This window comes from Pseudomonas allii, assembly GCF_055380095.1.
This window is the reverse complement of the sequence record NZ_AP039450.1, coordinates 4294393-4315757: the sequence shown is the minus strand read 5'-3', so window position 1 is coordinate 4315757 and position 21365 is coordinate 4294393. Positions and strand designations below refer to the sequence as shown.

Here is a 21365-nt window from a genome sequence, read left to right as displayed (position 1 = left end):
ATTACTATAAATTGCACGCACTCAAACTGCCATTACCGAAACGCTGTCTTTTTTGCACCCAGGGACCTAATGCCGCTACCCCCGCGGCCGGGAGTCATGTTGGAAAACTACTATCGCGAGCTGGTGTGTTTCCTCAACGCCAAGCTGGGCAACCGTCAGGTCGCCGAGGATGTGGTGCATGACGCGTATGTCCGGGTGCTGGAGCGTTCCAGCGACACCCCCATCGAACAACCCCGTGCCTTTTTGTACCGCACCGCGCTCAACCTGGTGATTGACGGCCACCGGCGCAACGCCTTGCGCCAGGTCGAACCGCTGGACGTACTCGATGCCGAAGAGCGCTTCGCCAGCTGTTCACCTCACGCCACCCACGACCACGGCCAGCGCCTGGAACTGCTTGAGCGCGCCCTGGCCGAGCTGCCGCCGGCCTGCCGCGACAGCTTCCTGCTGCGCAAGCTCGACGGCCTGACCCACCTGCAGATTGCCGAACGCCTGTGCATTTCCCGCGCCCTGGTGGAAAAACACATCGTCAACGCCATGAAGCATTGCCGGGTGCGGATGCGTGAGTGGGAAGCACACTGATCAATGATCGGTTAAATTTTATTTCACTGTCCTCGTTTCCTATCAACACACGGCCTGTTGTTCAGGCCTTGAAAGGTATTCCCGCCCCACCGCCAAGGGGCTTATCCAGAGGACACTGGAATGACACAGGCAATTGCTTCGCCCGCGGTTCACGACCTGATCGGTATCGGTTTCGGCCCTTCGAACCTGGCGCTGGCCATCGCCCTGCAGGAGCGCGAAAAGGCCCAGGGCAAACTGGACGTGCTGTTCCTGGACAAACAGGCCGACTACCGCTGGCACGGCAATACCCTGGTCACCCAGAGCGAGCTGCAGATCTCGTTCCTCAAGGACCTGGTGACCTTGCGCAATCCCACCAGCCCGTACTCCTTCGTCAACTACCTGAAGGCCCACGACCGTCTGGTGGAGTTCATCAACCTGGGCACCTTCTATCCGTGCCGCATGGAATACAACGACTACCTGCGCTGGGTCGCCGGGCAGTTCCAGGCCCAGGCGCGCTACGGCGAGGAAGTGCTGGCCATCGAGCCGATCCTGCATCAGCAGCAGGTCGAAGCGCTGCGCGTGATCTCCCGCGATGCCCTGGGCGAGCAGCATGTACGCACCACCCGTTCGGTGGTGGTCAGCGCCGGTGGCACGCCACGTATTCCCGAGGCGTTCAAGGCGCTTAAAGGCGACAGCCGGGTGTTCCACCATTCCCAATACCTGGAGCGCATGGCCACCCAGCCGTGTGTCGATGGCAAGGCCATGCGCATCGCCATCATCGGCGGCGGCCAGAGTGCGGCCGAAGCCTTTATCGACCTGAACGACAGCTTCCCGTCGGTGCAGGTCGACATGATCCTGCGCGGCTCGGCGCTCAAGCCCGCCGATGACAGCCCGTTCGTCAACGAAGTGTTCTCGCCGGCCTTCACCGACCTGGTGTTCCAGCAGGAGGGCGCCGAGCGTGAGCGCCTGGTTGCCGAGTACCAGAACACCAACTATTCAGTGGTGGACCTGGATCTGATCGAGCGCATCTACGGCATCTTCTACCGCCAGAAAGTCTCCGGCATCGCCCGCCAGGCCTTCCGCACCATGACCGTGGTCGAGAAGGCCACCCCGGGCCCGATGGGTATCGAACTGGTGCTGCGCAACAACGCCAACGGCGAAACCAGCGTCAACCATTACGACGCGGTGATCCTGGCCACCGGCTACGAACGCCAGACGCACCGCGCCTTGCTGGCGCCGCTGGAAGATTACCTGGGCGAGTTCGAAGTGGCGCGCGACTACCGCATCGTCACCGACGAGCGCTGCAACGCCGGCATCTACATCCAGGGTTTCAGCCAGGCCAGCCACGGCTTGAGCGACACCCTGCTGTCGGTGCTGCCGATTCGCGCGGATGAGATTGCAGCGTCGTTGTATGCCCTGGACCGTGGGCGTGGCAAGGGGCGCTCGGTGCAGGACCTGTTGCTCGCCACGGCAAGCTGACCGGCTGCACTTGTGACCCGGAGGGTTGGCTGATACTGTACAAAAAACCAGTATCGGTAACCCTCCATGCAGTTGATCGAAAAACTCAGCATTCTCGCCGACGCCGCCAAGTACGATGCATCGTGCGCCAGCAGTGGCGCGCCCAAGCGCAGCTCCGAGGGCAAGGCGGGGCTGGGTTCCACCGATGGCATGGGCATCTGCCACAGCTATACGCCAGACGGGCGTTGCGTGTCGTTGCTCAAGGTGTTGCTCACCAACTTCTGTCTCTACGACTGCCAGTACTGCGTCAACCGCCGCTCCAGCGACGTGCCCCGTGCGCGTTTCAGCCCGGAGGAGGTGGTGACCCTGACCCTGGATTTCTACCGGCGCAATTGCGTCAGCGGGCTGTTTCTCAGCTCCGGCATCATCCGTTCGTCCGACTACACCATGGAGCAGTTGGTGCGCGTGGCCAAGCTGCTGCGCGAAGAGCACGACTTTCGCGGCTATATCCACCTCAAGACCATTCCCGACGCGGACCCGGCGCTGATCGCCGAGGCCGGGCGCTATGCCGACCGCCTGAGCGTGAACATCGAACTGCCCACCGAGGCCAGCCTGCAGACCCTGGCGCCGGAAAAAAAGATCGTCTCGATCAAGCAGGCCATGCAGACCATCTACACCGGCGAGCAGACCGTGCGCAACGAGCCGCGTGCACCGCGTTTTGCCCCGGCCGGGCAGAGCACGCAACTGATCGTCGGCGCCGACGACACCGATGACAGCACCATCCTCCACGGTGCCGAGGCGTTGTACGGCAACTTCAAGCTGCGTCGCGTGTATTACTCGGCGTTCAGCCCCATTCCCAACAGCCCGAAAAGCGTGCCGCTGGCCGCGCCGCCGTTGATGCGCGAGCACCGCTTGTACCAGGCGGATTTCCTGTTGCGCAGCTATGGGTTCAATGCCAATGAACTGTTCAAAGGCCCTGGCCACCTGGCCCTGGACATCGACCCCAAGCTGGCCTGGGCCCTGGACAACCGCGACGTGTTCCCCCTGGACCTGAACCGCGCCGAACCGACCTTGATCGCACGCATTCCAGGCATTGGCCTGCGCACCACCCAGCGCCTGGTGGACCTGCGCCGCGAGCGCAAGATCCGCTTCGAAGACCTGGCGCGCATGCGCTGCGTGCTGGCCAAGGCCAAGCCGTTTTTCATCACCAGCGACTACCACCCGCAACAGGCCGACAGCACCAGCGTATTGCTGCGCGAACAACTGCGTGATCGCCCGCAACCGCAGCAGATGGGGTTGTGGGGGTGATCAGCCTGGAATGCGACAACCTGTTCGCCACCTGGCGCGGCCAGGCGCGCTGGCTGCTCAGCCATCAGGTCGACCCCAGCCAGGTGAGCTGGGGCGAGGCGGAGGTGGCAGACCTGTTTGCCACCGATGAGCCGATCCCGGAGGGCCTGGGGCCGTTCCAGGCGCGGATCCCCAAAGCGTTGCTGGAACTGCTGGAGTCGGCTGCTTGCTACCACGGCGACCAGCGTTGGAGCCTGTTGTACGAAGTGTTATGGCGCGTCAGCCATGGCGACCGCACCGCGATGCTGGCCGGGGACAAGCTGGGCAGCGAGTTGCAGCGGCGGATCAAGCAGGTCAGCCGCGAAGCGCACCACCTGCATGCGTTTGTGCGGTTTATTGCGCTGCCCGCCGGGGCCGGGCCGGAACTGCCGGAATACGTGGCCTGGCACGAGCCGGCCCATGACATCCTGAAATCAGCCAGCCAGCACTTTATCGGGCGCATGGGCCGCCATCGCTGGATGATCGCCACGCCGCTGGATGGGGTCTACTACGACGGCGAGCAGTTGATCCACCAGCGTAAGTGCCCTGAGGCGTGGCGGCAGTTGGCGCAAAATGTCGAGGACCCCCACAGTGCGATGTGGCTGACCTATTACAGCCACATCTTCAACCCGGCGCGGTTGAACCCCAAGGTCATGGAAGGGCACTTGCCCAGCCGGTTCTGGAAGAACCTGCCGGAGGGCAAGTTGATACCGGGGTTGATCAGCGAGGCGCGGACCGGCAAGCAGAAGGATGGGCAGGCCAGGCTGATCGGCACCAAGCCTGGCAAGAAAATCTCAAGCCGAAGCGCTTGAAAATCTGGGAGCGGGCTTGTGTGGGAGGGGCGGTGCGACGATTCGACTTGCCCCCGATAGCAGTGTGCCAGTCTATGCATTTTTAACTGACACGCCCTCATCGGGGGCAAGTCGAATCGTCGCACCGCCCCTCCCACATTAGATTTGCGGTGTTTTGGAGCGATAAGTTCAGGCCAACTCGGTGGCGGTGTTCTTGACCACCGCCAACTCCGGATGCGCCACCAATTTATCGATGTGCAACTCGTCATTGTTCAACCAGGTCTCTGTCAGCACCCGATAGTGCTCCATGTCCCGGCAGCGCATGCGCAGGCTGTAGTCGAACGGCCCGCTGATCAGCTGGCATTCGAACACCTGCGGGCAGGCCTTCACGCAGGCTTCGAAGGCCTTTTGCGCCGAGCGCCCGCTCTGGTTGGACAAGGCCACCAGTACCAGCAATGACAAGCCTGGCGAGACCATCTGCACATCGATGATCGCCCCATACCCACGGATCACCCCGCGCCGCTCCAGCTTGCGCACCCGTTCCAGGCAGGGCCGGGGCGTGAGATGCACCAGCGACGAGAGCTTTTCGTAGGTGATGCGCCCCTGATGGCGCAGCACTTCGATGATGGCCTCATCGATGCGGTCCAGCGCAGGTGAGGAATGGGGTCCGTTGGCCTTGGTATCCATGGGTTTCACTTCAAACGGTTGGAAAGAAATTGCTGCAGGCGCTCACTGCTGGGGTGGTCGAGGATCCTGGCATCGCCTTGTTCCTCAACCTTGCCCTGGTGCAAGAACAGCACTTGGCTGGACACCTGGCGGGCAAAGCCCATTTCGTGGGTGACCATCAGCATGGTACGACCTTCCTCGGCCAACGTCTGTATGACTTTGAGGACTTCTCCTACAAGTTCTGGGTCGAGCGCGGAAGTCGGCTCATCGAACAGGATGATCTCCGGTTCCATCGCCAAGGCGCGGGCGATGGCCACGCGCTGCTGCTGGCCGCCGGACAGGAACGCCGGGTACTGATCCGCTACGCGGCCCGGCAGGCCGACCTTGTCCAGGTACAGGCGTGCGCGCTTTTCCGCCTCGGCGGCGCTCACGTTCAGCACCCGGCGCGGGGCCATGGTGATGTTTTCCAGCACGGTCATGTGGCTCCACAGGTTGAAGTGCTGGAACACCATGGCCAGGCGTGTGCGCAGGTTCTGCAACTGGGCCTGGTGCGGCGCGCGGGTGCCGGCGCGGCCTGGCTGCATTTCGATGCTGATGCCGTCCAGGGTGATCACCCCGGCGTCTGGCTGTTCGAGGAAATTGATGCAGCGCAGCATCGTGCTTTTGCCGGAGCCGCTGGCGCCGATCAGGCTGATCACGTCGCCATTGCGCGCGTTCAGCGATACGCCCTTGAGCACTTCGTGTTCGCCGTAGCGTTTGTGGATGCCCTCGACTTGCAGCTTGATGGCGGCGGTGGCGGGTGTGGCAACGGGTTCGTCAATGGGATAAGCGGCCAGGGCCTGCGCGGACTGGTTCATGGGTTAGCCTCGGGTAGGAACAAGAAAACGCATCCAGCGACGTTCGGCCAGTCGGAACAGGCCCACCAGTGCAAAGGACAGCAGCATGTAGAGCAGCGCGGCGATGCCGAAGGCCTGGAACGTCAGGAACGTCTCGGCATTGGCGTCGCGGGCCACCTTGAGGATGTCGGCGACGGTAGCGGTAAACGCCAGGGAGGTGGCATGCAGCATCAGGATCATTTCATTGCTGTAGGCCGGCAATGCGCGGCGCAGGGCCGCCGGCACCACCACAAACAGGTTCAGCCGCCAGCCGTGCAAGCCATAGGCGCGGGCCGCTTCGATTTCACCGTGGGGAATGTTGCGGATCGCCCCGGCGAAGATTTCCACGGTGTAGGCGCAGGTGTTGAGCACGAAGGCCAGCAAGGTGCAGTTCAGCGCGTTGCGGAAAAACTGGTTGAGCAGGGCGTTGTCCTGCACCACTTCCAGGCTGTACAGCCCGGTGTAGCAAATCAGCAACTGGATATACAGCGGCGTGCCCCGGAACAGGTAGGTGTAGACCTCCACCGGCCAGCGCAGCCAGAAGTACTCGGAAACCCGCGCCAACGCCAGCGGAATCGACAGCACGAAGCCGAACACCACCGAGACGATGAACAGCCACAAGGTCATGGCCACGCCGGACAGCCCCGCGCCATCGCTGAACAGGTAGGCCAGGCCGTATTGCTGGAACAGTTCGATCATCGCGCCATCCCCTTGATGCCGAGGTTGTAGCGCCGTTCGAGGCGCTTGAAGATGCGGTTGGAGAGGGTGGTGATCACCAAGTACACCAGGCCCGCGAGGATCAGGAAGTACAACGGCTCGTTGGTGGTCTTGCCGGCGTTCTGCGCGGCCTTGACCAGGTCCGACAGGCCGATGATCGACACCAGCGCCGTGGACTTGAGCAGCACCAGCCAGTTATTGCCCAGGCCCGGCAGGGCAAAACGCATCAACTGCGGGAACAGCACCAGGTAAAAGCGCTGCCAGCGATTCAAGCCATAGGCGGTCGCCGCTTCCAGTTGGCCGACCGGCACGCTGAGGATCGCGCCCCGGAAGTTCTCGGTGAAATACGCACCGTAGATGAAGCCCAGGGTGACGACGCCTGCGGTAAACGGATCGATTTCAAAGTAGTTCCAGCCGAACAGTTCGCTCAGGTCGTTGAGCCACAGTTGCAGGCTGTAGAAAATCAGCAGGATCAGCACCAGGTCCGGCACGCTGCGGATCAGCGTGGTGTAGAGCGTGGCCGGCACCCGCAGCCATTTGGCGCTGGAGAGCTTGGCGCCGGCGGCGATCAGGCCGAGGGCGAGGCTCAGGGCCAGCGCGAGGAACGACAGCTTGAGCGTCATCCACGCACCCTGGGCGAGCATCGGGCCGTAGCCTTGCAAGTTGAGGAACTCATTCATGGAAATGATCTCGATGGAGCACAGAGATTGACTGTGGACGCTGCCTTTTGTGGGAGGGGGCTTGCCCCCGATAGAGGTGTATCAGTGCCAAATCAGTTGACTGACCCACTGCAATCGGGGGCAAGCCCCCTCCCACACAAGCAAGTTTTCACAGGGAGGTGAGGGCGTTACTCGTGGTAGATGTCCTGATCACCAAAGTATTTCTTCTGGATCTGTGCGTAGGTGCCATCCGCCTGCACCGCAGCGATGCCCTTGTTGATCAGCGCACGCAGTTCCTGGTCGTTCTTGCGCAGGCCCATGGCGATGTCCAGGGGCAGGGTGGGGTCCTTGAACGCCGGGCCGGTCTTGAAGTCGGCGCCTTCGGGCTTGGACAGGAAGTTGAGCTGGGCTTCGAGCTTGTCGGTCAGGGTCGCGTCGAGGCGGCCGTTCTGCAGGTCGGCGTAGTTCTGGTCCTGGGACTGGTACGCCTTGATCTGCGCGCCGAGCCTGGTCAGGTGCGCACGGGCATAGGCCTCCTGCAACGAACCTTGCAGTACGCCGACTTGCTTGCCCTTGAGGGATTCCGGGGTGTCGCCGAAGTCGGCGCTCTTGCGGGTGATCACCGAGGTCGGGCTGAGGAACAGCCGGTCACTGAAGTCGATGATTTTTTCACGGGCCGGTGTGACGGCCATGGACGACATGATCGCGTCGAACTTGCGCGCGCGCAGGGCCGGGATCATGCCGTCGAATTCATTGTGGACCCAGGTGCATTTCACTTCGAGCTTGGCGCAGATCGCGTTGCCCAACTCGATATCGAAACCTTGCAGGCTGCCATCGGCGGCCACGGATTCGAAGGGGGGATACTCGGGGAACACGCCGAAGCGGATTTCTTTCCAGTCCTGGGCGTGGGCGGCGCTGGCGCACAGAGGCAGCAGCAACGCAGCGAAGAGTGATCGCAGTGGAGTCATGGTGTGGTCCCTATATTTTGTAATTGATGTCAGGGCAGTGAATAACTGGGAGCAGAGAATGCTTCATGATGGTGCGTTTTTTGTGTCGTTTACCCCGTGCATAAAGCGCAAATTGCGCTGTTAAAACCGGCAATGCAGCGGAATCGGCTGTGACACCCGCTGAATCGGCTTTTCATCCCTGAAAAACGGGCCCGCCCTCGACGCAAAGCGGCAGGCCAGAGCGGTCTCAGGCGCGCTTTTTCTGCTGTACGCGGGGCTGTTGGGCCAGGCGTGCGAACAGGTTTTTCGGGTCGGCCAGGTCTGGCACCAGTTCCAATTCGCTGCCCACCTCCAGCGCCTTGGCTACGTCGAGTACGTAGCGCAGGGCCGAGTAGTCTTCGATGGCAAAACCCACCGAGTCGAACAGCGTGACCTGGCGCGCATTCTCGCGGCCTGGCTGCTGGCCGTTGATCACTTGCCACAGTTCGGTCACCGGCGAGTCTTCCGGCATGTGCTGGATTTCACCCTCGATACGGCTTTGTGGTTCGTACTCGACGATCACGCGGGCGCGCTCGACGATACGTCGGTCCAGCTCGGTCTTGCCCGGGCAGTCGCCACCCACGGCATTGAGGTGCATGCCGGGTTCGATCATGTCGTCGGTGAGGATGGTGGCGTAGGCCTTGTCGGCAGTGACGGTGGTGACGATGTCGGCGCCTTTGACCGCTTCGGCCACACTACCGGCCAGGATCACCTTGATCGCCGGGAAGGCCTTGAGGTTGGCGGCCAGTTTGGCAGTGGCCTTGGCGTCGATATCGAACAGGCGGATTTCGTTGATGCCAAGCATGGCGTGGAAGGCCAGGGCCTGGAATTCGCTCTGCGAACCGTTGCCGATCAGCGCCATGCTGCGGCTGTTCTCGCGGGCCAGATAGCGGGCGACCAGCGCCGAGGTGGCGGCGGTGCGGATTGCGGTGGTCAGAGTCATTTCCGCCAAAAGCACTGGCAGACCGGTGTCGACATCGCCCAGCGCGCCGAAGGCCATTACGGTGAGCATGCCGGCCAGGGTGTTTTTCGGGTGGCCGTTGACGTACTTGAACGCATACAGCGACGCATCGGACACCGGCATCAGCTCGATCACGCCGTCCGGCGAGTGGTTGGCCAGGCGCGCGCATTTCTCGAAATCCTGCCAGCGCAGGTAGTCGGCGCGGATGTACTCGGCCATTTCGGTGATGCAGGTGGACAGGCCTTTTTGCGAGACCAGGTAGCAGAGGTCGTTGACGTCGATATAGCGGGTCATGGCAAGACTCCTTATTGAAGTGAGGGACGGGCGGGCAGATGTACTTCCGCCAGCATGCAGCGGGCACTGCCGCCGCCGATGCGTTCGATGTTGTCGATGTTCACCACCACCGGCCGGGTGTGGCGCTCGATATGTTGGCGCTGCGCTGGCTGCAGAGCGCCCCAGGCGCTGGCCGACATCACCAGCAGCGGCTGGCCGTCGCGGTCGTGGACTTCGAGCATGTTGCCGGCGAAGGCTTCCAACTGGTCGAAATCGAGGGCGACGATGTCCTTGCCAGTGTCGCGCAGGGAGCGTTCCAGGGCCTGGCGCTCATCGGCCTGCGGCAGGGCTTGCAGGCACACCACCGCGAGGTCGCGGCCGACGCTCATCATCACGTTGCTGTGGTAGATCGGCGCGTGGTGGCGGTCGACCGCGTGGAACACGCAGAGCTGGTAGTCGAGGCGGTCGGCGAACTGACGCAGGGCTTGGTGGTGGGTGCGCCCGGAGTGGCAGGCGTAGCTGATCCGGTGCTGGCGGTCGAGCACCATGCTGCCGGTGCCTTCGAGGAAGATGTTCTGTTGTTCGAGGTGGCTGAGGTCGATGGTGCTGTTGATCGCAAAACGTTGCTCCAGCACTTGCAGCACGCCTTTGTCGCGTTCCAGTCGTCGGTTCTGGCCTTCCATCGGGTACAGCACCAGGCTGCCGTCGGCGTGGCTGCTCCACCAGTTGTTGGGGAAGATCGAGTCGGGGGTGTGGGGCGCCGGGGTGTCCTGTACCACCAGCACCTCCACGCCATGACTGCGCAGGGTGGCGACATAGCCGTCGAACTCTTCCAGCGCTTTCTGCTGTGCGTGGAGCGGGTCGAGGGGCGGGCGTTGGAAACGGTTGTTGATCGCGGTGTCCGGGTTGAAGGCAAAGCGCGCCGGGCGAATCATCAAGACGGTGTTGGTGGTTTGCATGGGGGCACGACATCCATGGGGTGAGCAGTGCGGCTATTTTGTGGGTTGTGCGGGATGAATCCCGGCTGAAACCGAGGGGTAGGTCAGCAGGGAAAGCTGAAAAGTTGGGTAGGGCAGCCGAATCGGCTGCCGGAGTGAAATGCACGCAACCTGTGGGAGGGGGCTTGCCCGCGACAGCGGTGGGTCAGCCAGAAAATCTATATCTGAAAGCATGCTATCGGGGGCAAGCCCCCTCCCACATGGGGAGGGTGGTGTTTGTTGCAGCTGTGTCAGCCAGGAGGAATTATGTCTACCGTCGTTCGTTTAGCCCAAGCCACCGATGCCGAAGGGATCAGCCAGGTCATCCTCGCGGCCCTGCACAGCAGCAATGCGCGGGATTATCCGGCGGATGTGATTGCGCGGGTTGCCGCTAACTTCACGCCGGAGGCGGTGCTGGAACTGCTCAAGCGCCGCGTGGTGCTGGTAGCGATTCAAGATCAGGTGATCGTCGCCACCGCAGCGCTGGATGCCAATGTGGTGCGCTCGGTGTTCGTCAATCCTGTGCTGCAAGGGCAGGGGATTGGCCGGTTGTTGATGAGCGAGATCGAACGGCGCGCCCGTGAAGCTGGGGTGACGGTGTTGAACGTGCCGTCCTCACTGACGGCCGAGCCGTTCTATACCAAGCTGGGTTTTCACACAGTGCGCGATGTCTATCACGGCAACGAGCGGACGCTGGTGATGGAAAAGACGCTGCTGTCGCGGCACCCCATCGGGCCGTATCGTGACCGCCAGCACCGGGCGCAGGTGGTGGCGTTGTGGCAGGCGGCATTTGGGTATGACACGGCGCACAACCTGCCGACTCTTGCGATAGACAAGAAGCTGGCGGTCGATGACGGGCTGTTCTTTGTCGCGACGGACAAAAAAACCGTGATCGGGACGATTCTGGCCGGGTATGACGGGCACCGTGGCTGGCTGTATTCAGTGGCGGTGCACGCGGACTACCGGCGCCATGGCCTGGGTTCGTCGCTGGTGCGGCATGCGGAACAGGCATTGACGGCGCTGGGCTGCGTGAAGATCAACCTGCAGATCACCAGTGGTAATGAGGCGGTGGTGGGGTTCTACGAGGCATTGGGATATGGAGTGGAGCCGAGGATCAGCATGGGCAAGAAGCTTGCCGAAAACATACCCAAAACTTGAAACACTGGAGACCAAATGTGGGAGCAAGCCCCCTCCCACATTAGTTTTGTGCAGTGGCAGTTATACCTTGACGATCCAGCCTTCCGGCGCTTCAACGTCACCGGTCTGCACACCGGTCAGCTCTTTGTAGAGCTGCTGGGTGATCGGGCCGACTTCGGTTTCGCTGTGGAACACATGCAGCTTGCCGTTGTACTGGATACCGCCGATCGGCGAGATCACCGCCGCCGTGCCGCAGGCGCCGGCTTCCTTGAACTGGTCGAGCTGGTCGATGAACACTTCGCCCTCGATCACGTCCAGGCCCAGGCGGGTCTTGGCCAGTTCGATCAGCGATAGGCGGGTGATGCCTGGCAGCACCGAAGGCGACTTCGGTGTGATGAACTTATTGTCGTGGGTGATCCCGAAGAAGTTGGCCGAACCGACTTCTTCGATCTTCGAGTGGGTCATCGGGTCCAGGTAGATCGCGTCGGCGAAACCGGATTTCTTCGCTTCCGAACCCGGCATCAGGCTGGCGGCGTAGTTGCCACCGACCTTGGCGGCACCGGTGCCCTGTGGGGCGGCGCGGTCGAAGGTGGAGATCTGGAAGTTGTGGGGCACCAGGCCGCCCTTGAAGTAGGCGCCGACCGGGATGCAGAACACCGAGAAGATGAACTCTGGCGCAGTGCGCACACCGATGTTGTCACCGGTGCCGATCACGAACGGGCGCAGGTACAGCGCGCCGCCACTGCCGTACGGCGGAATGAAGCGCTCGTTGGCCGCGACCACTTGCTTGCAGGCATCGATGAAGTCTTCGGTCGAGACGTGCGGCATCAGCAGGCGTGCGCAGCTGCGTTGCATGCGGGCGGCGTTCTGGTCCGGGCGGAACAGGTTGATCGAACCGTCCTTGCAACGGTAGGCCTTGAGGCCTTCGAAACACTGCTGGCCATAGTGCAGGGCGGTGGAGCCCTCGCTGATGTGCAGCACGTTGTCGTCGGTCAGGGTGCCTTCTTGCCATTCGCCGTTTTTCCAGAACTGGAGAAACCGCTTGTCGGTCTTGATGTAGTCAAAACCCAGCTTGTCCCAATTGATGCTTTCGTTACCCATGACACCCTCTATCGTTGGTCAAGTCGGTTTTTTTCTGGATGGGCGCAACAATACTGCATTCTTGGCTTGTGTGGGAGCCACTGGGTGGACGCCTTCAGCCTCTGGTTTGACCGATCCACCGCTATCGGGGGCAAGCCCCCTCCCACAATTTGAATGCATTCCCCTGTGGGAGGGGGCTTGCCCCCGATGGCCTCACCGCGTTTTTACAGATGCAGTGCGTGCCCCAAAGCCCGCAGCGCGGCTTCCTGTACGGCTTCGCCGAGTGTCGGATGTGCGTGGATGGTGCCCGCCACGTCTTCCAGGCGCGAGCCCATTTCCAGGCTCAGGCCAAAGGCGGTGGAGAGTTCCGAGACGCCAACCCCCACGGCCTGCCAGCCGACGATCAGGTGGTTGTCACGGCGTGCCACCACGCGCACGAAGCCGGTTTTCGACTCCAGGGTCATCGCCCGACCATTGGCCGCGAACGGGAAGCTCGACACGATGCAGTCAAGGCCAGCGGCCTTGGCTTCGTCGGGCGTCTTGCCGACCACCACCAGTTCCGGGTCGGTAAAGCACACCGCCGGGATGGCCGCCGGGTTGAATTCGCGGTGCTTGCCGCTGATCAGTTCGGCGACCATCTCGCCCTGGGCCATGGCCCGGTGCGCCAGCATCGGCTCGCCGCTCAGATCGCCGATAGCCCATACGTTGCGCATGCTGGTCTGGCAGCGGTTGTCGATCTTGATCGCCGCGCCGTTCATGTCCAGGTTCAGCGCTTCGAGGTTCCAGCCCTGGGTGTTGGGTTTGCGACCCACTGCCACCAATACCTGGTCGGTTTCCAGTGACAGGGTGTCGCCATTCGGGTCGCGCACCTGCAGCTTATTGTCCGCAAAGCCGCTGACGCTGTGCTTGAGGTACAGCTTCACCCCCAGTTGCTTGAGGGATTCGTTCACCGGTTGGGTCAGCTCGGCATCGTAGGCTGGCAAGATGCGATCCTGGGCTTCGACCACACTGACCTCGGCCCCCAGCTTGCGATAGGCAATCCCCAGTTCCAGGCCGATATAACCGCCACCCACCACGATCAGGCGCTTGGGCACCCGCGTGGGCGCCAGCGCTTCGGTGGACGAGATGATTGGCCCGCCAATCGGCAGCATCGGCAGGTTGACGCTTTTCGAGCCGGTGGCCAGCAGCAGGTGTTCGCACTGGATGCGCTGGTCGCCGACGTCGACGGTCTTGCCGTCCACCACCTTGGCCCAGCCGTGGATCACTTGCACCTTGTGTTTTTTCAGCAGCGCCGCGACGCCGGTGGTCAGGCGGTCGACGATGCCGTCTTTCCATTCCACGCTTTTGCGGATGTCCAGGGTCGGCACATCCACTTCGATGCCCAGCTGTGAGCCCTGGCTGTGGTGCACGGTTTGCTGGAATTGCTCGGCCACATGGATCAAGGCCTTGGACGGAATGCAGCCGATATTCAGGCAAGTACCGCCCAGCGCCTGGCCTTCCACCAGGATGGTCGGGATGCCCAGTTGGCCGGCACGGATCGCCGCCACATAACCGCCAGGGCCGCCGCCGATGATCAGCAGCGTGGTATTCAATGTCTGCGTCATGCCTTACTCCAGGAACAGGCTGGCGGGTTGTTCGAGCAGGCCGCGAATGGCCTGGATGAATTGTGCCGCGTCCATGCCGTCGACCACGCGGTGATCGAAGGAGCTGGAGAGGTTCATCATCTTGCGCACCACGATCTGGCCCTTGATCACCATCGGCCGCTCGACAATGCGATTGACGCCGACGATCGCCACTTCCGGCAGGTTCAGTACTGGCGTGCTGACGATGCCGCCCAGGGCGCCCAGGCTGGTCAAGGTAATCGTCGAACCGGACAGCTCATCGCGGCTGGCCTTGCCATTGCGCGCAGCCGTGGCCAGGCGTGCGATTTCCTCGGCATTGCCCCACAGGCTGCGGGCCTCGGCGTGACGCACCACCGGCACCATCAGGCCGGCATCGCTCTGGGTGGCGACGCCCACATGCACCGCGCCGAGGCGGGTGATGACCTGGGCTTCGTCGTCGTAACGCGCATTGATCTGCGGGAAGTCGCGCAACGCCACGACCATGGCGCGCACGATGAACGGCAGCAGGGTGAGCTTGCCGCGTGTGGCGCCGTGTTTCTCATTGAGGTGCACGCGCAACTCGTCGAGGGCGGTAACATCGATTTCTTCAACATAGCTGAAATGCGCGGCGCGCCGGGTGGCGTCCTGCATGCGCTGGGCGATCTTGCGGCGCATGCCGATCACCGGGATCTGTTCCTCGGTGTTGCGTTCGGCGTAAGGGTTGGCCGTTGCCGAAGACTTTGCCGCGCCTTGTTGCAGGTAGGCGTCGAGATCTTCGTGCAGAATCCGCCCGGCGGGGCCCGTGCCCTGCACCAGGCGCAGTTGAATCCCGGCGTCCAGGGCGTGTTTGCGTACGGCGGGGGAGGCCAACGGGCGCTCGTCGGCGGCACGTGCCACGGGGGCCTGGGCCGCGACAACCGGTGCAGGCTTGCTTTCAACCACAACCGGTGCAGGCTTGGCTTCCACCACCGGTACGGCCTTCGGCGCCTCTTTGACGACCGGCGCATCCTTGGCGTTGCCCGCGCCTTCCACTTCAATGCTGATCAGAATACTGCCCACCGCCATGACCTCACCCGGCTCGCCGCCAAGCGAAATCACCTTGCCGTGCACCGGCGAGGGAATGTCCACCATCGCCTTGTCGGTCATCACATCCGCCAGCACCTGGTCTTCGACGACCATGTCGCCGACCTTCACATGCCACACCGACAGTTCAACTTCCGCGATGCCTTCGCCAATGTCCGGCATCTTGATAACGTGCGTGCCCATTCAGACCTCCATGACCCGTTGCAACGCCGCGCCCACGCGGGACGGCCCTGGGAAATACGCCCACTCCTGCGCGTGCGGGTAAGGGGTGTCCCAGCCGGTAACGCGTTCGATCGGCGCTTCCAGGTGGTGGAAGCAATGCTCTTGCACCAGCGACACCAACTCGGCGCCAAAGCCGCAGGTGCGGGTGGCTTCGTGCACCACCACGCAACGGCCGGTCTTCTTCACCGATTTGACGATGGTGTCCAGGTCCAGCGGCCACAGGCTGCGCAGGTCGATGACTTCGGCGTCGATGCCGGTTTCTTCGGCGGCGACTTGCGACACATAGACGGTGGTGCCGTAGGTCAGCACGGTCACGGCCGAGCCCGGACGCACGATGGCGGCCACATCCAGCGGCACGGTGTAGTAACCGTCCGGCACTTGCGCTTGCGGGTGTTTCGACCACGGCGTTACCGGGCGGTCGTGGTGACCGTCGAACGGGCCGTTGTACAGACGCTTGGGTTCCAGGAAGATCACCGGGTCATCGTTTTCGATGGAGGCGATCAGCAGGCCCTTGGCGTCATACGGGTTGGACGGCATCACCGTGCGCAAGCCGCAGACCTGGGTGAACACCGCTTCGATACTCTGGCTGTGGGTCTGGCCACCGTAGATACCGCCGCCGCACGGCATGCGCATGGTCAGCGGTGCGGTGAACTGGCCGGCCGAGCGATAACGCAGGCGCGCCGCTTCGGAGATGATCTGGTCGGTGGCGGGGTAGACGTAGTCAGCGAACTGGATCTCCGCGACCGGGCGCAAGCCATAAGCACCCATGCCCACGGCCACGCCGATAATGCCGCTTTCCGAGATCGGCGCGTCAAACACCCGCGAGCTGCCGTACTTGGTCTGCAAGCCTTCGGTGCAACGGAACACGCCGCCGAAGTAACCGACGTCCTGGCCGAACACCACCACGTTGTCGTCTCGTTCGAGCATCACATCCATGGCCGAGCGCAGGGCCTGGATCATGGTCATGGTGGTGGTGGTCATGGCGGTTTCCACTTCAATGCTGTTGTTGTGATCGTTCATGTCAGACCCCCAACTCTTGACGCTGGCGCTTCAAGTGCTCCGGCATCTCTTTATAGACGTCCTCGAACATGGTCGCGGCGCTTGGAATCTGGCCGCCGGCCAGGGTGCCGTACTGTTCGGCCTGTTTTTGCGCGGCAATCACTTCGGCTTCAAGTTCGGCACTGACCGCCGCATGCTCCTCTTCGGACCACTGGCCAATCCTGATCAGGTGCTGCTTGAGGCGGGTGATCGGATCGCCCAGGGGGAAGTGGCTCCAGTCGTCGGCGGGGCGGTATTTGGAAGGATCATCCGAGGTGGAATGCGGGCCGGCGCGGTAGGTGACCCACTCGATCAGCGTGGGCCCCAGGTTGCGGCGCGCACGCTCGGCAGCCCAGGCGGAAGCAGCGTACACCGCGATGAAGTCATTGCCGTCCACACGCAGGGAGGCGATGCCGCAACCGACGCCGCGTCCGGCGAAGGTCGTTGCTTCACCACCGGCAATCGCCTGGAAGGTGGAAATGGCCCACTGATTGTTGACTACGTTGAGGATCACCGGCGCACGGTACACGTGGGCGAAGGTGAGGGCGGTGTGGAAGTCGGATTCGGCGGTAGCGCCGTCACCGATCCAGGCGGAGGCGATCTTGGTATCGCCCTTGATCGCCGAGGCCATGCCCCAGCCCACGCCCTGGACGAATTGGGTGGCGAGGTTGCCAGAAATGGTGAAGAAGCCGGCGTCTTTCACCGAATACATGATCGGCAACTGGCGGCCCTTGAGCGGGTCGCGCTCGTTGGACAGCAACTGGCAGATCAGGTCCACCAGTGGCACTTCACGGGCCATCAGGATGCTTTGCTGGCGGTAGGTGGGGAAGCACATGTCGTCGATGTTCAAGGCCAGGGCCTGGGCGCTGCCGATGGCTTCTTCGCCAAGGCTCTGCATGTAGAACGACATTTTTTTCTGACGCTGGGCAACCACCATGCGGTTGTCGAAGATCCGCGTCTTGAGCATGGCGCGCATGCCTTTGCGCATGATCTCCACCGGGACGCCTTCAGCCCACGGACCGAGGGCCTGGCCCTGGTCGTCGAGCACGCGGATCAGGCCCTTGGCCAGGTCGGCGGTGTCGGCGGGTTCTACGTCGATGGCGGGTTTGCGCACAGTGCCTGCGTCGGTCAGGCGCAGGTACGTGAAGTCGGTCTTGCAGCCTGGGCGGCCTGAGGGTTCAGGGACGTGCAGGCGCAGTGGTTCGTACTGCTGGGTCATGGCTTTCTACGCTCTATCTTGTGAATTTCTTGTAGTGGGCGCGCTAGCTGACAGTCAGTCCCTGGGTAAGGGAAATCTTGTCCTACAACAATCATAGGCGTGGCGTAGAAGAATATTTATCTCTGTTTCGTTGCGCCCGCGGTCATTTGCGGATAAAAAACCTGCATAAACATAATAAACAGGTGATTTTGTCTCATGCGCAAACTGGACCGTACCGATATCGGCATTCTCAACGCCCTGCAGGAGAATGCACGGATCACCAACGCCGACCTGGCCCGCTCGGTCAACCTGTCGCCCACGCCGTGTTTCAACCGGGTCAAGGCGATGGAAGAACTGGGCCTGATTCGCGACCAGGTGACGCTGCTGGACGCCGACCTGCTGGGGCTGCACGTCAATGTGTTCATCCACGTGAGCCTGGAAAAGCAGAATGAATTGGCGTTGCAGCAGTTCGAAGGGGCGATTGCGGACCGCCCGGAAGTGATGGAGTGCTACCTGATGGCCGGCGACCCGGATTACCTCATCCGTGTATTGGTGCCGACGATTCAGTCGCTGGAGCGTTTCATGATGGATTTTTTGACCAAGGTGCCAGGTGTCGCCAATATCCGCTCCAGTTTTGCACTTAAACAAGTTCGATATAAAACAGCCCTGCCGTTACCACGGGATGGACTAATGGTATGAATATCGGAGAGTCGCAACAGCCGTTAATTATGATGGTTAGCTAAGCAATGATCTGCGTCATGTTTATTTGCCACTATTCATAAAAAAATGCGTAAGTAGTCACGTTTTTTTCACACTCGGTTAAACAAAGTTGTACCCGTAAGGCCGTGTTCGACACGGCCAAGGGGAAGGGTGAGCCGAGATGTCCATGAGAGCCTTGAAGTTGAACTTTCGTACCACATTGTGCTTCGGTGTGGTGTGTTTCCTGCTGTTAATACAAGGCGCAATGACGCTGATAAAAGTCGATAAGGTTTATTCATCGACGGTCGAAATACAAAACAACTGGCTGCCCAGCATTCGCCTGGCCGGCCAGATCGATTCCACGTTTTACAAACTTCGCCTGGACCTGCGGCGTTACGCCATGGAATACGCGGACAAGGACCCTGCCTCCCTGGAAAAACTCAAGGCGGTTCGCGCCGAAGTGCTGCAAGTTGCCGAGCATTATGGAACGCTGGTAACGAGCCCCGAGGAGCGTACCAAGTACGACCAGGCACTGAGCGAGATAAAAAACTACAGCCAGAAGATGGATGAATTCCTCGCGCAAGCCTCCAGCTTTTCCGCGGAACAAATGGCGGTGTATTTGCGCGACGTCAACGGCCCCATTGCTCGCCAAGTGCAGGCCTCCATCAGCGATTTGATTGCGATCAATGAACAGGGCTCGAAGACCGCGGTGCAAGCCGCCGCCAGTGAGCATGATGCGGCGCGGTTGTTCACATGGGTGTTGATGGTCAGTTCGGTGTTGATTGCCGTGGTGGTGGCCCGCTTGCTGACCCGCAGCATCATCAATCCGGTGCGGGAGTTGCTGGTGTCGACCGGCAAGATTGCCGACGGCGATTTGCGTGTGGCCATTACCATCAGCGGCAATGACGAACTGACCGAGCTGCAAAAATCGACCGCTACCATGCAGATGAACCTGAAAAGCACGTTGCAGCATATCTCGGAGGCGTCCGGGCAGTTGGCGTCGGCAGCCGAGGAGATGAGTGCGATCACCCGTGAGTCCACTGCCGGCATTGAGCGCCAAAGCCTGGAGACGGATCAGGCCGCCACGGCGGTCAACCAGATGACGGCCGCGGTCGAGGAGGTGGCGAGGAATGCGGTGTCTGCGTCCCAGTCGACGCAGGACTCCCAGCGTTCGGCAAGCGTGGGGATGGAGCGGGTAACGCAAACCATCGCCTCGATTGAAAAGTTGAGCTCCACGGTGCAGCAAACCGGGGTGGAAGTTGAAGGGCTGGCCAAACAGGCCCAGGACATCGCCCGGGTGGTCGAGGTGATTCGCTCCATCGCCGAGCAGACCAATCTGCTTGCGTTGAACGCAGCGATTGAAGCGGCGAGGGCGGGAGAACAGGGCCGAGGCTTTGCGGTGGTCGCCGACGAAGTGCGGGCGCTGGCCCACAGGACGCAAACATCGACCCAGGAAATCGAGCAGATGATTGCGAAAATCCAGAGCTGTTCGAGCGAAGCGGTGGCCTCCATGGTCCTCAATCGCAATGAAGCGGTGGACTCGTTGAAGGTGGCCCACGAAGCCGGCGTGGCGATCACCCAGATCACCCAAGCCATTACCGACATCAATGAGCGTAACCTGATGATTGCAACCGCGTCGGAAGAACAGGCGCAGGTGGCGCGTTCCGTCGACCAGAACCTGATCAGCATCCGCGACCTGTCCATCCAGAGTTCGTCGGCCGCCGGTCAGACATCGGTGGCCAGCCAGGAACTGTCCAGGCTCGCCGTGGACTTGAAACAGATCGTGGCGAAGTTTGCAGTGAGTTGATCGCCAAGCAGGTCATGCCTTGGGGCGATGATACATGCTGAAGTGCATTGCTTGTTCCCAGGTGATCCTGGGGATGTACCTGCACAAACTGGACGGCCCATGGATCGGCCATGGGTTCTGGAAGAGCAGCTTTTTGTTGGACCGTGAAGAGGACCGGCAGCGTTTGTTGACGTCGCAGGTCCAGCGGGTCTGGATCGATACCGCAAAAGGCTGCGACGAACCACAACCGGCCCCAGCGGCACCGGTCACCGTCAAACAACCTGCCACACCGCGTCCTGTGGTGCCTGCCCCCACAGAGATGAAAGCGGAGGTGGCGCGTGCAGTGAAGGTGTGTGCGGTTGCCAAGCGTGCCGTGGTCAGTATGTTCAGTGACCTGCGCATGGGGCGCGCGGTGGAGGTTCGTCAAGTGGCCAGCCTGGTGGAGGACATCTCCCGCTCCATGCTGCGCCATCCCCATGCCTTGCTCAGCCTGGTGCGCCTGAAAAAAGCCAATGAATACAGCTATATGCATTCCATCGCGGTCAGTGGCTTGATGATCGCGCTGGCGCGGCAATTGAACCTGTCTCCGGACCTGGTCCAGGAAGCCGGGTTGGCCGGGCTGTTTCATGATGTTGGGAAAATGGCCATTCCCGAGCAGATCTTGAGCAAGCCGGCCGGGCTGACCGAGGCGGAGTTCTGCACCGTACGCCAGCACCCGGTGGAAGGCGCGCAGATGTTGCGGCTATGCCCGCAGATCAGCGCCCTGGTGCTGGATGTGTGCCTGCATCACCATGAAAAAGTCGACGGCAGCGGCTATCCCCTTGGCCTGGCGCAGGACCAGATCAGCCTGTTCGCGCAAATGGGCGCGGTGTGCGATGTCTATGATGCGATCACCTCGGAGCGCCCCTACAAACAAGGGTGGGGGCCCACTGAGGCGATCCAGAAAATGGCCGAATGGAAAGGACACTTCGATGCCCGGGTGTTCCAGGCGTTTGTCCGTTGCGTGGGTATTTACCCGATCGGCGCCTTGGTGCGCCTGGAAAGCGGGCGCATTGGTGTGGTTGTCGAACAAAGCCCCACGTCGCTGCTGACGCCCAAGGTCAAGGTGTTCTTTTCGGCACGTTCACGCTTGCCGATTTCCCAGTCGGTGGTGAACCTGGCTGAGCAACCGGACAAGATCATCGGCCGTGAAAGCGCCGATGAGTGGGGCTTCAAGCATGTCGACGAATTGTGGTCGGGGCTTGCACCCTCCAAGTCGTCGTACTTCGAGTGAG

General features: G+C 61.7%; 20 protein-coding genes. 8 read left to right on the top strand and 12 right to left on the bottom strand.

All coding sequences use genetic code 11. The annotated features are described in order from the left end of the window. Positions 1-96 precede the first annotated feature (96 nt). From ACZ445_RS19610 to ACZ445_RS19595, 4 genes are all read left to right on the top strand, one after another. Positions 97-579, top strand: coding sequence for a sigma-70 family RNA polymerase sigma factor (locus ACZ445_RS19610; RefSeq protein ID WP_058426730.1), 483 nt, complete (start codon positions 97-99; stop codon positions 577-579). Between the two features lie 120 nt (positions 580-699). After that, the gene (locus ACZ445_RS19605) at positions 700-2037 is read left to right on the top strand and encodes a lysine N(6)-hydroxylase/L-ornithine N(5)-oxygenase family protein (protein WP_464704038.1); all 1338 of its coding nucleotides are present in this window, start codon (positions 700-702) and stop codon (positions 2035-2037) included. Positions 2038-2103: 66 nt separating this feature from the next. Next, positions 2104-3324 (top strand): putative DNA modification/repair radical SAM protein, encoded by a 1221-nt coding sequence (locus ACZ445_RS19600; protein WP_058426732.1) that lies wholly within the window; start codon positions 2104-2106, stop codon positions 3322-3324. Further along, the gene (locus tag ACZ445_RS19595) at positions 3321-4154 is read left to right on the top strand and encodes a TIGR03915 family putative DNA repair protein (protein WP_464704034.1); all 834 of its coding nucleotides are present in this window, start codon (positions 3321-3323) and stop codon (positions 4152-4154) included. The genes ACZ445_RS19600 and ACZ445_RS19595 overlap by 4 nt, the downstream gene beginning before the upstream one ends. A 168-nt stretch (positions 4155-4322) precedes the next feature. On the opposite strand, the gene ACZ445_RS19590 is transcribed toward ACZ445_RS19595, so the two are convergent. From ACZ445_RS19590 to ctlX, 7 genes are all read right to left on the bottom strand, one after another. Continuing rightward, positions 4323-4820: an Lrp/AsnC family transcriptional regulator gene (locus tag ACZ445_RS19590; RefSeq protein WP_016974875.1), complete on the bottom strand. Its 498-nt coding sequence runs from the start codon at positions 4818-4820 to the stop codon at positions 4323-4325. A 5-nt stretch (positions 4821-4825) separates the two neighbouring features. Continuing rightward, positions 4826-5656 carry an ABC transporter ATP-binding protein gene (locus ACZ445_RS19585; protein ID WP_464707468.1) on the bottom strand — a complete coding sequence of 277 codons (831 nt, stop codon included), beginning with the start codon at positions 5654-5656 and terminating at the stop codon, positions 4826-4828. A 3-nt stretch (positions 5657-5659) separates the two neighbouring features. Then, the gene (locus ACZ445_RS19580; protein WP_058426734.1) at positions 5660-6373 is read right to left on the bottom strand and encodes an ABC transporter permease; all 714 of its coding nucleotides are present in this window, start codon (positions 6371-6373) and stop codon (positions 5660-5662) included. Next, positions 6370-7071 (bottom strand): ABC transporter permease, encoded by a 702-nt coding sequence (locus tag ACZ445_RS19575; protein ID WP_058426735.1) that lies wholly within the window; start codon positions 7069-7071, stop codon positions 6370-6372. The genes ACZ445_RS19580 and ACZ445_RS19575 overlap by 4 nt, the downstream gene beginning before the upstream one ends. A gap of 167 nt (positions 7072-7238) precedes the next feature. Beyond that, positions 7239-8018 carry an ABC transporter substrate-binding protein gene (locus ACZ445_RS19570; protein WP_464707467.1) on the bottom strand — a complete coding sequence of 260 codons (780 nt, stop codon included), beginning with the start codon at positions 8016-8018 and terminating at the stop codon, positions 7239-7241. A gap of 226 nt (positions 8019-8244) precedes the next feature. Next, positions 8245-9291: an ornithine cyclodeaminase gene (locus ACZ445_RS19565; protein WP_058426737.1), complete on the bottom strand. Its 1047-nt coding sequence runs from the start codon at positions 9289-9291 to the stop codon at positions 8245-8247. A gap of 11 nt (positions 9292-9302) precedes the next feature. Further along, positions 9303-10229 carry a citrulline utilization hydrolase CtlX gene (ctlX, locus tag ACZ445_RS19560; RefSeq protein ID WP_058426738.1) on the bottom strand — a complete coding sequence of 309 codons (927 nt, stop codon included), beginning with the start codon at positions 10227-10229 and terminating at the stop codon, positions 9303-9305. Positions 10230-10514: 285 nt separating this feature from the next. Here ctlX and ACZ445_RS19555 point away from each other — a divergent pair, with 285 nt between their 5' ends. Continuing rightward, positions 10515-11405, top strand: a complete 891-nt coding sequence (locus ACZ445_RS19555) for a GNAT family acetyltransferase (protein WP_081049334.1) — start codon at positions 10515-10517, stop codon at positions 11403-11405. A gap of 60 nt (positions 11406-11465) precedes the next feature. On the opposite strand, the gene ACZ445_RS19550 is transcribed toward ACZ445_RS19555, so the two are convergent. From ACZ445_RS19550 to ACZ445_RS19530, 5 genes are all read right to left on the bottom strand, one after another. After that, positions 11466-12485, bottom strand: a complete 1020-nt coding sequence (locus ACZ445_RS19550; protein ID WP_464707466.1) for a branched-chain amino acid aminotransferase — start codon at positions 12483-12485, stop codon at positions 11466-11468. 203 nt (positions 12486-12688) lie between these two features. Further along, entirely contained in the window at positions 12689-14068 is a 1380-nt protein-coding gene (lpdA, locus tag ACZ445_RS19545) for a dihydrolipoyl dehydrogenase (protein ID WP_464704029.1), read from the bottom strand. Between the two features lie 3 nt (positions 14069-14071). Further along, positions 14072-15331 carry a dihydrolipoamide acetyltransferase family protein gene (locus tag ACZ445_RS19540; RefSeq protein WP_464707465.1) on the bottom strand — a complete coding sequence of 420 codons (1260 nt, stop codon included), beginning with the start codon at positions 15329-15331 and terminating at the stop codon, positions 14072-14074. Then, the gene (locus ACZ445_RS19535) at positions 15332-16390 is read right to left on the bottom strand and encodes an alpha-ketoacid dehydrogenase subunit beta (protein ID WP_058426742.1); all 1059 of its coding nucleotides are present in this window, start codon (positions 16388-16390) and stop codon (positions 15332-15334) included. It lies immediately after the preceding gene. A 1-nt stretch (position 16391) separates the two neighbouring features. Then, complete coding sequence (locus ACZ445_RS19530) at positions 16392-17627, bottom strand: thiamine pyrophosphate-dependent enzyme (protein ID WP_464707464.1); 1236 nt, start codon at positions 17625-17627, stop codon at positions 16392-16394. 195 nt (positions 17628-17822) lie between these two features. Between ACZ445_RS19530 and bkdR the strand changes: the two genes are divergently transcribed. From bkdR to ACZ445_RS19515, 3 genes are all read left to right on the top strand, one after another. Next, entirely contained in the window at positions 17823-18305 is a 483-nt protein-coding gene (gene bkdR / locus ACZ445_RS19525; protein WP_058426744.1) for a Bkd operon transcriptional regulator BkdR, read from the top strand. A gap of 181 nt (positions 18306-18486) precedes the next feature. After that, on the top strand, positions 18487-20112 hold the full coding sequence (locus ACZ445_RS19520) for a methyl-accepting chemotaxis protein (protein ID WP_058426745.1): 1626 nt from the start codon (positions 18487-18489) through the stop codon (positions 20110-20112). Positions 20113-20146: 34 nt separating this feature from the next. Continuing rightward, positions 20147-21364 carry an HD-GYP domain-containing protein gene (locus tag ACZ445_RS19515; protein WP_464707463.1) on the top strand — a complete coding sequence of 406 codons (1218 nt, stop codon included), beginning with the start codon at positions 20147-20149 and terminating at the stop codon, positions 21362-21364. The last annotated feature ends 1 nt before the right edge of the window (position 21365 follow it).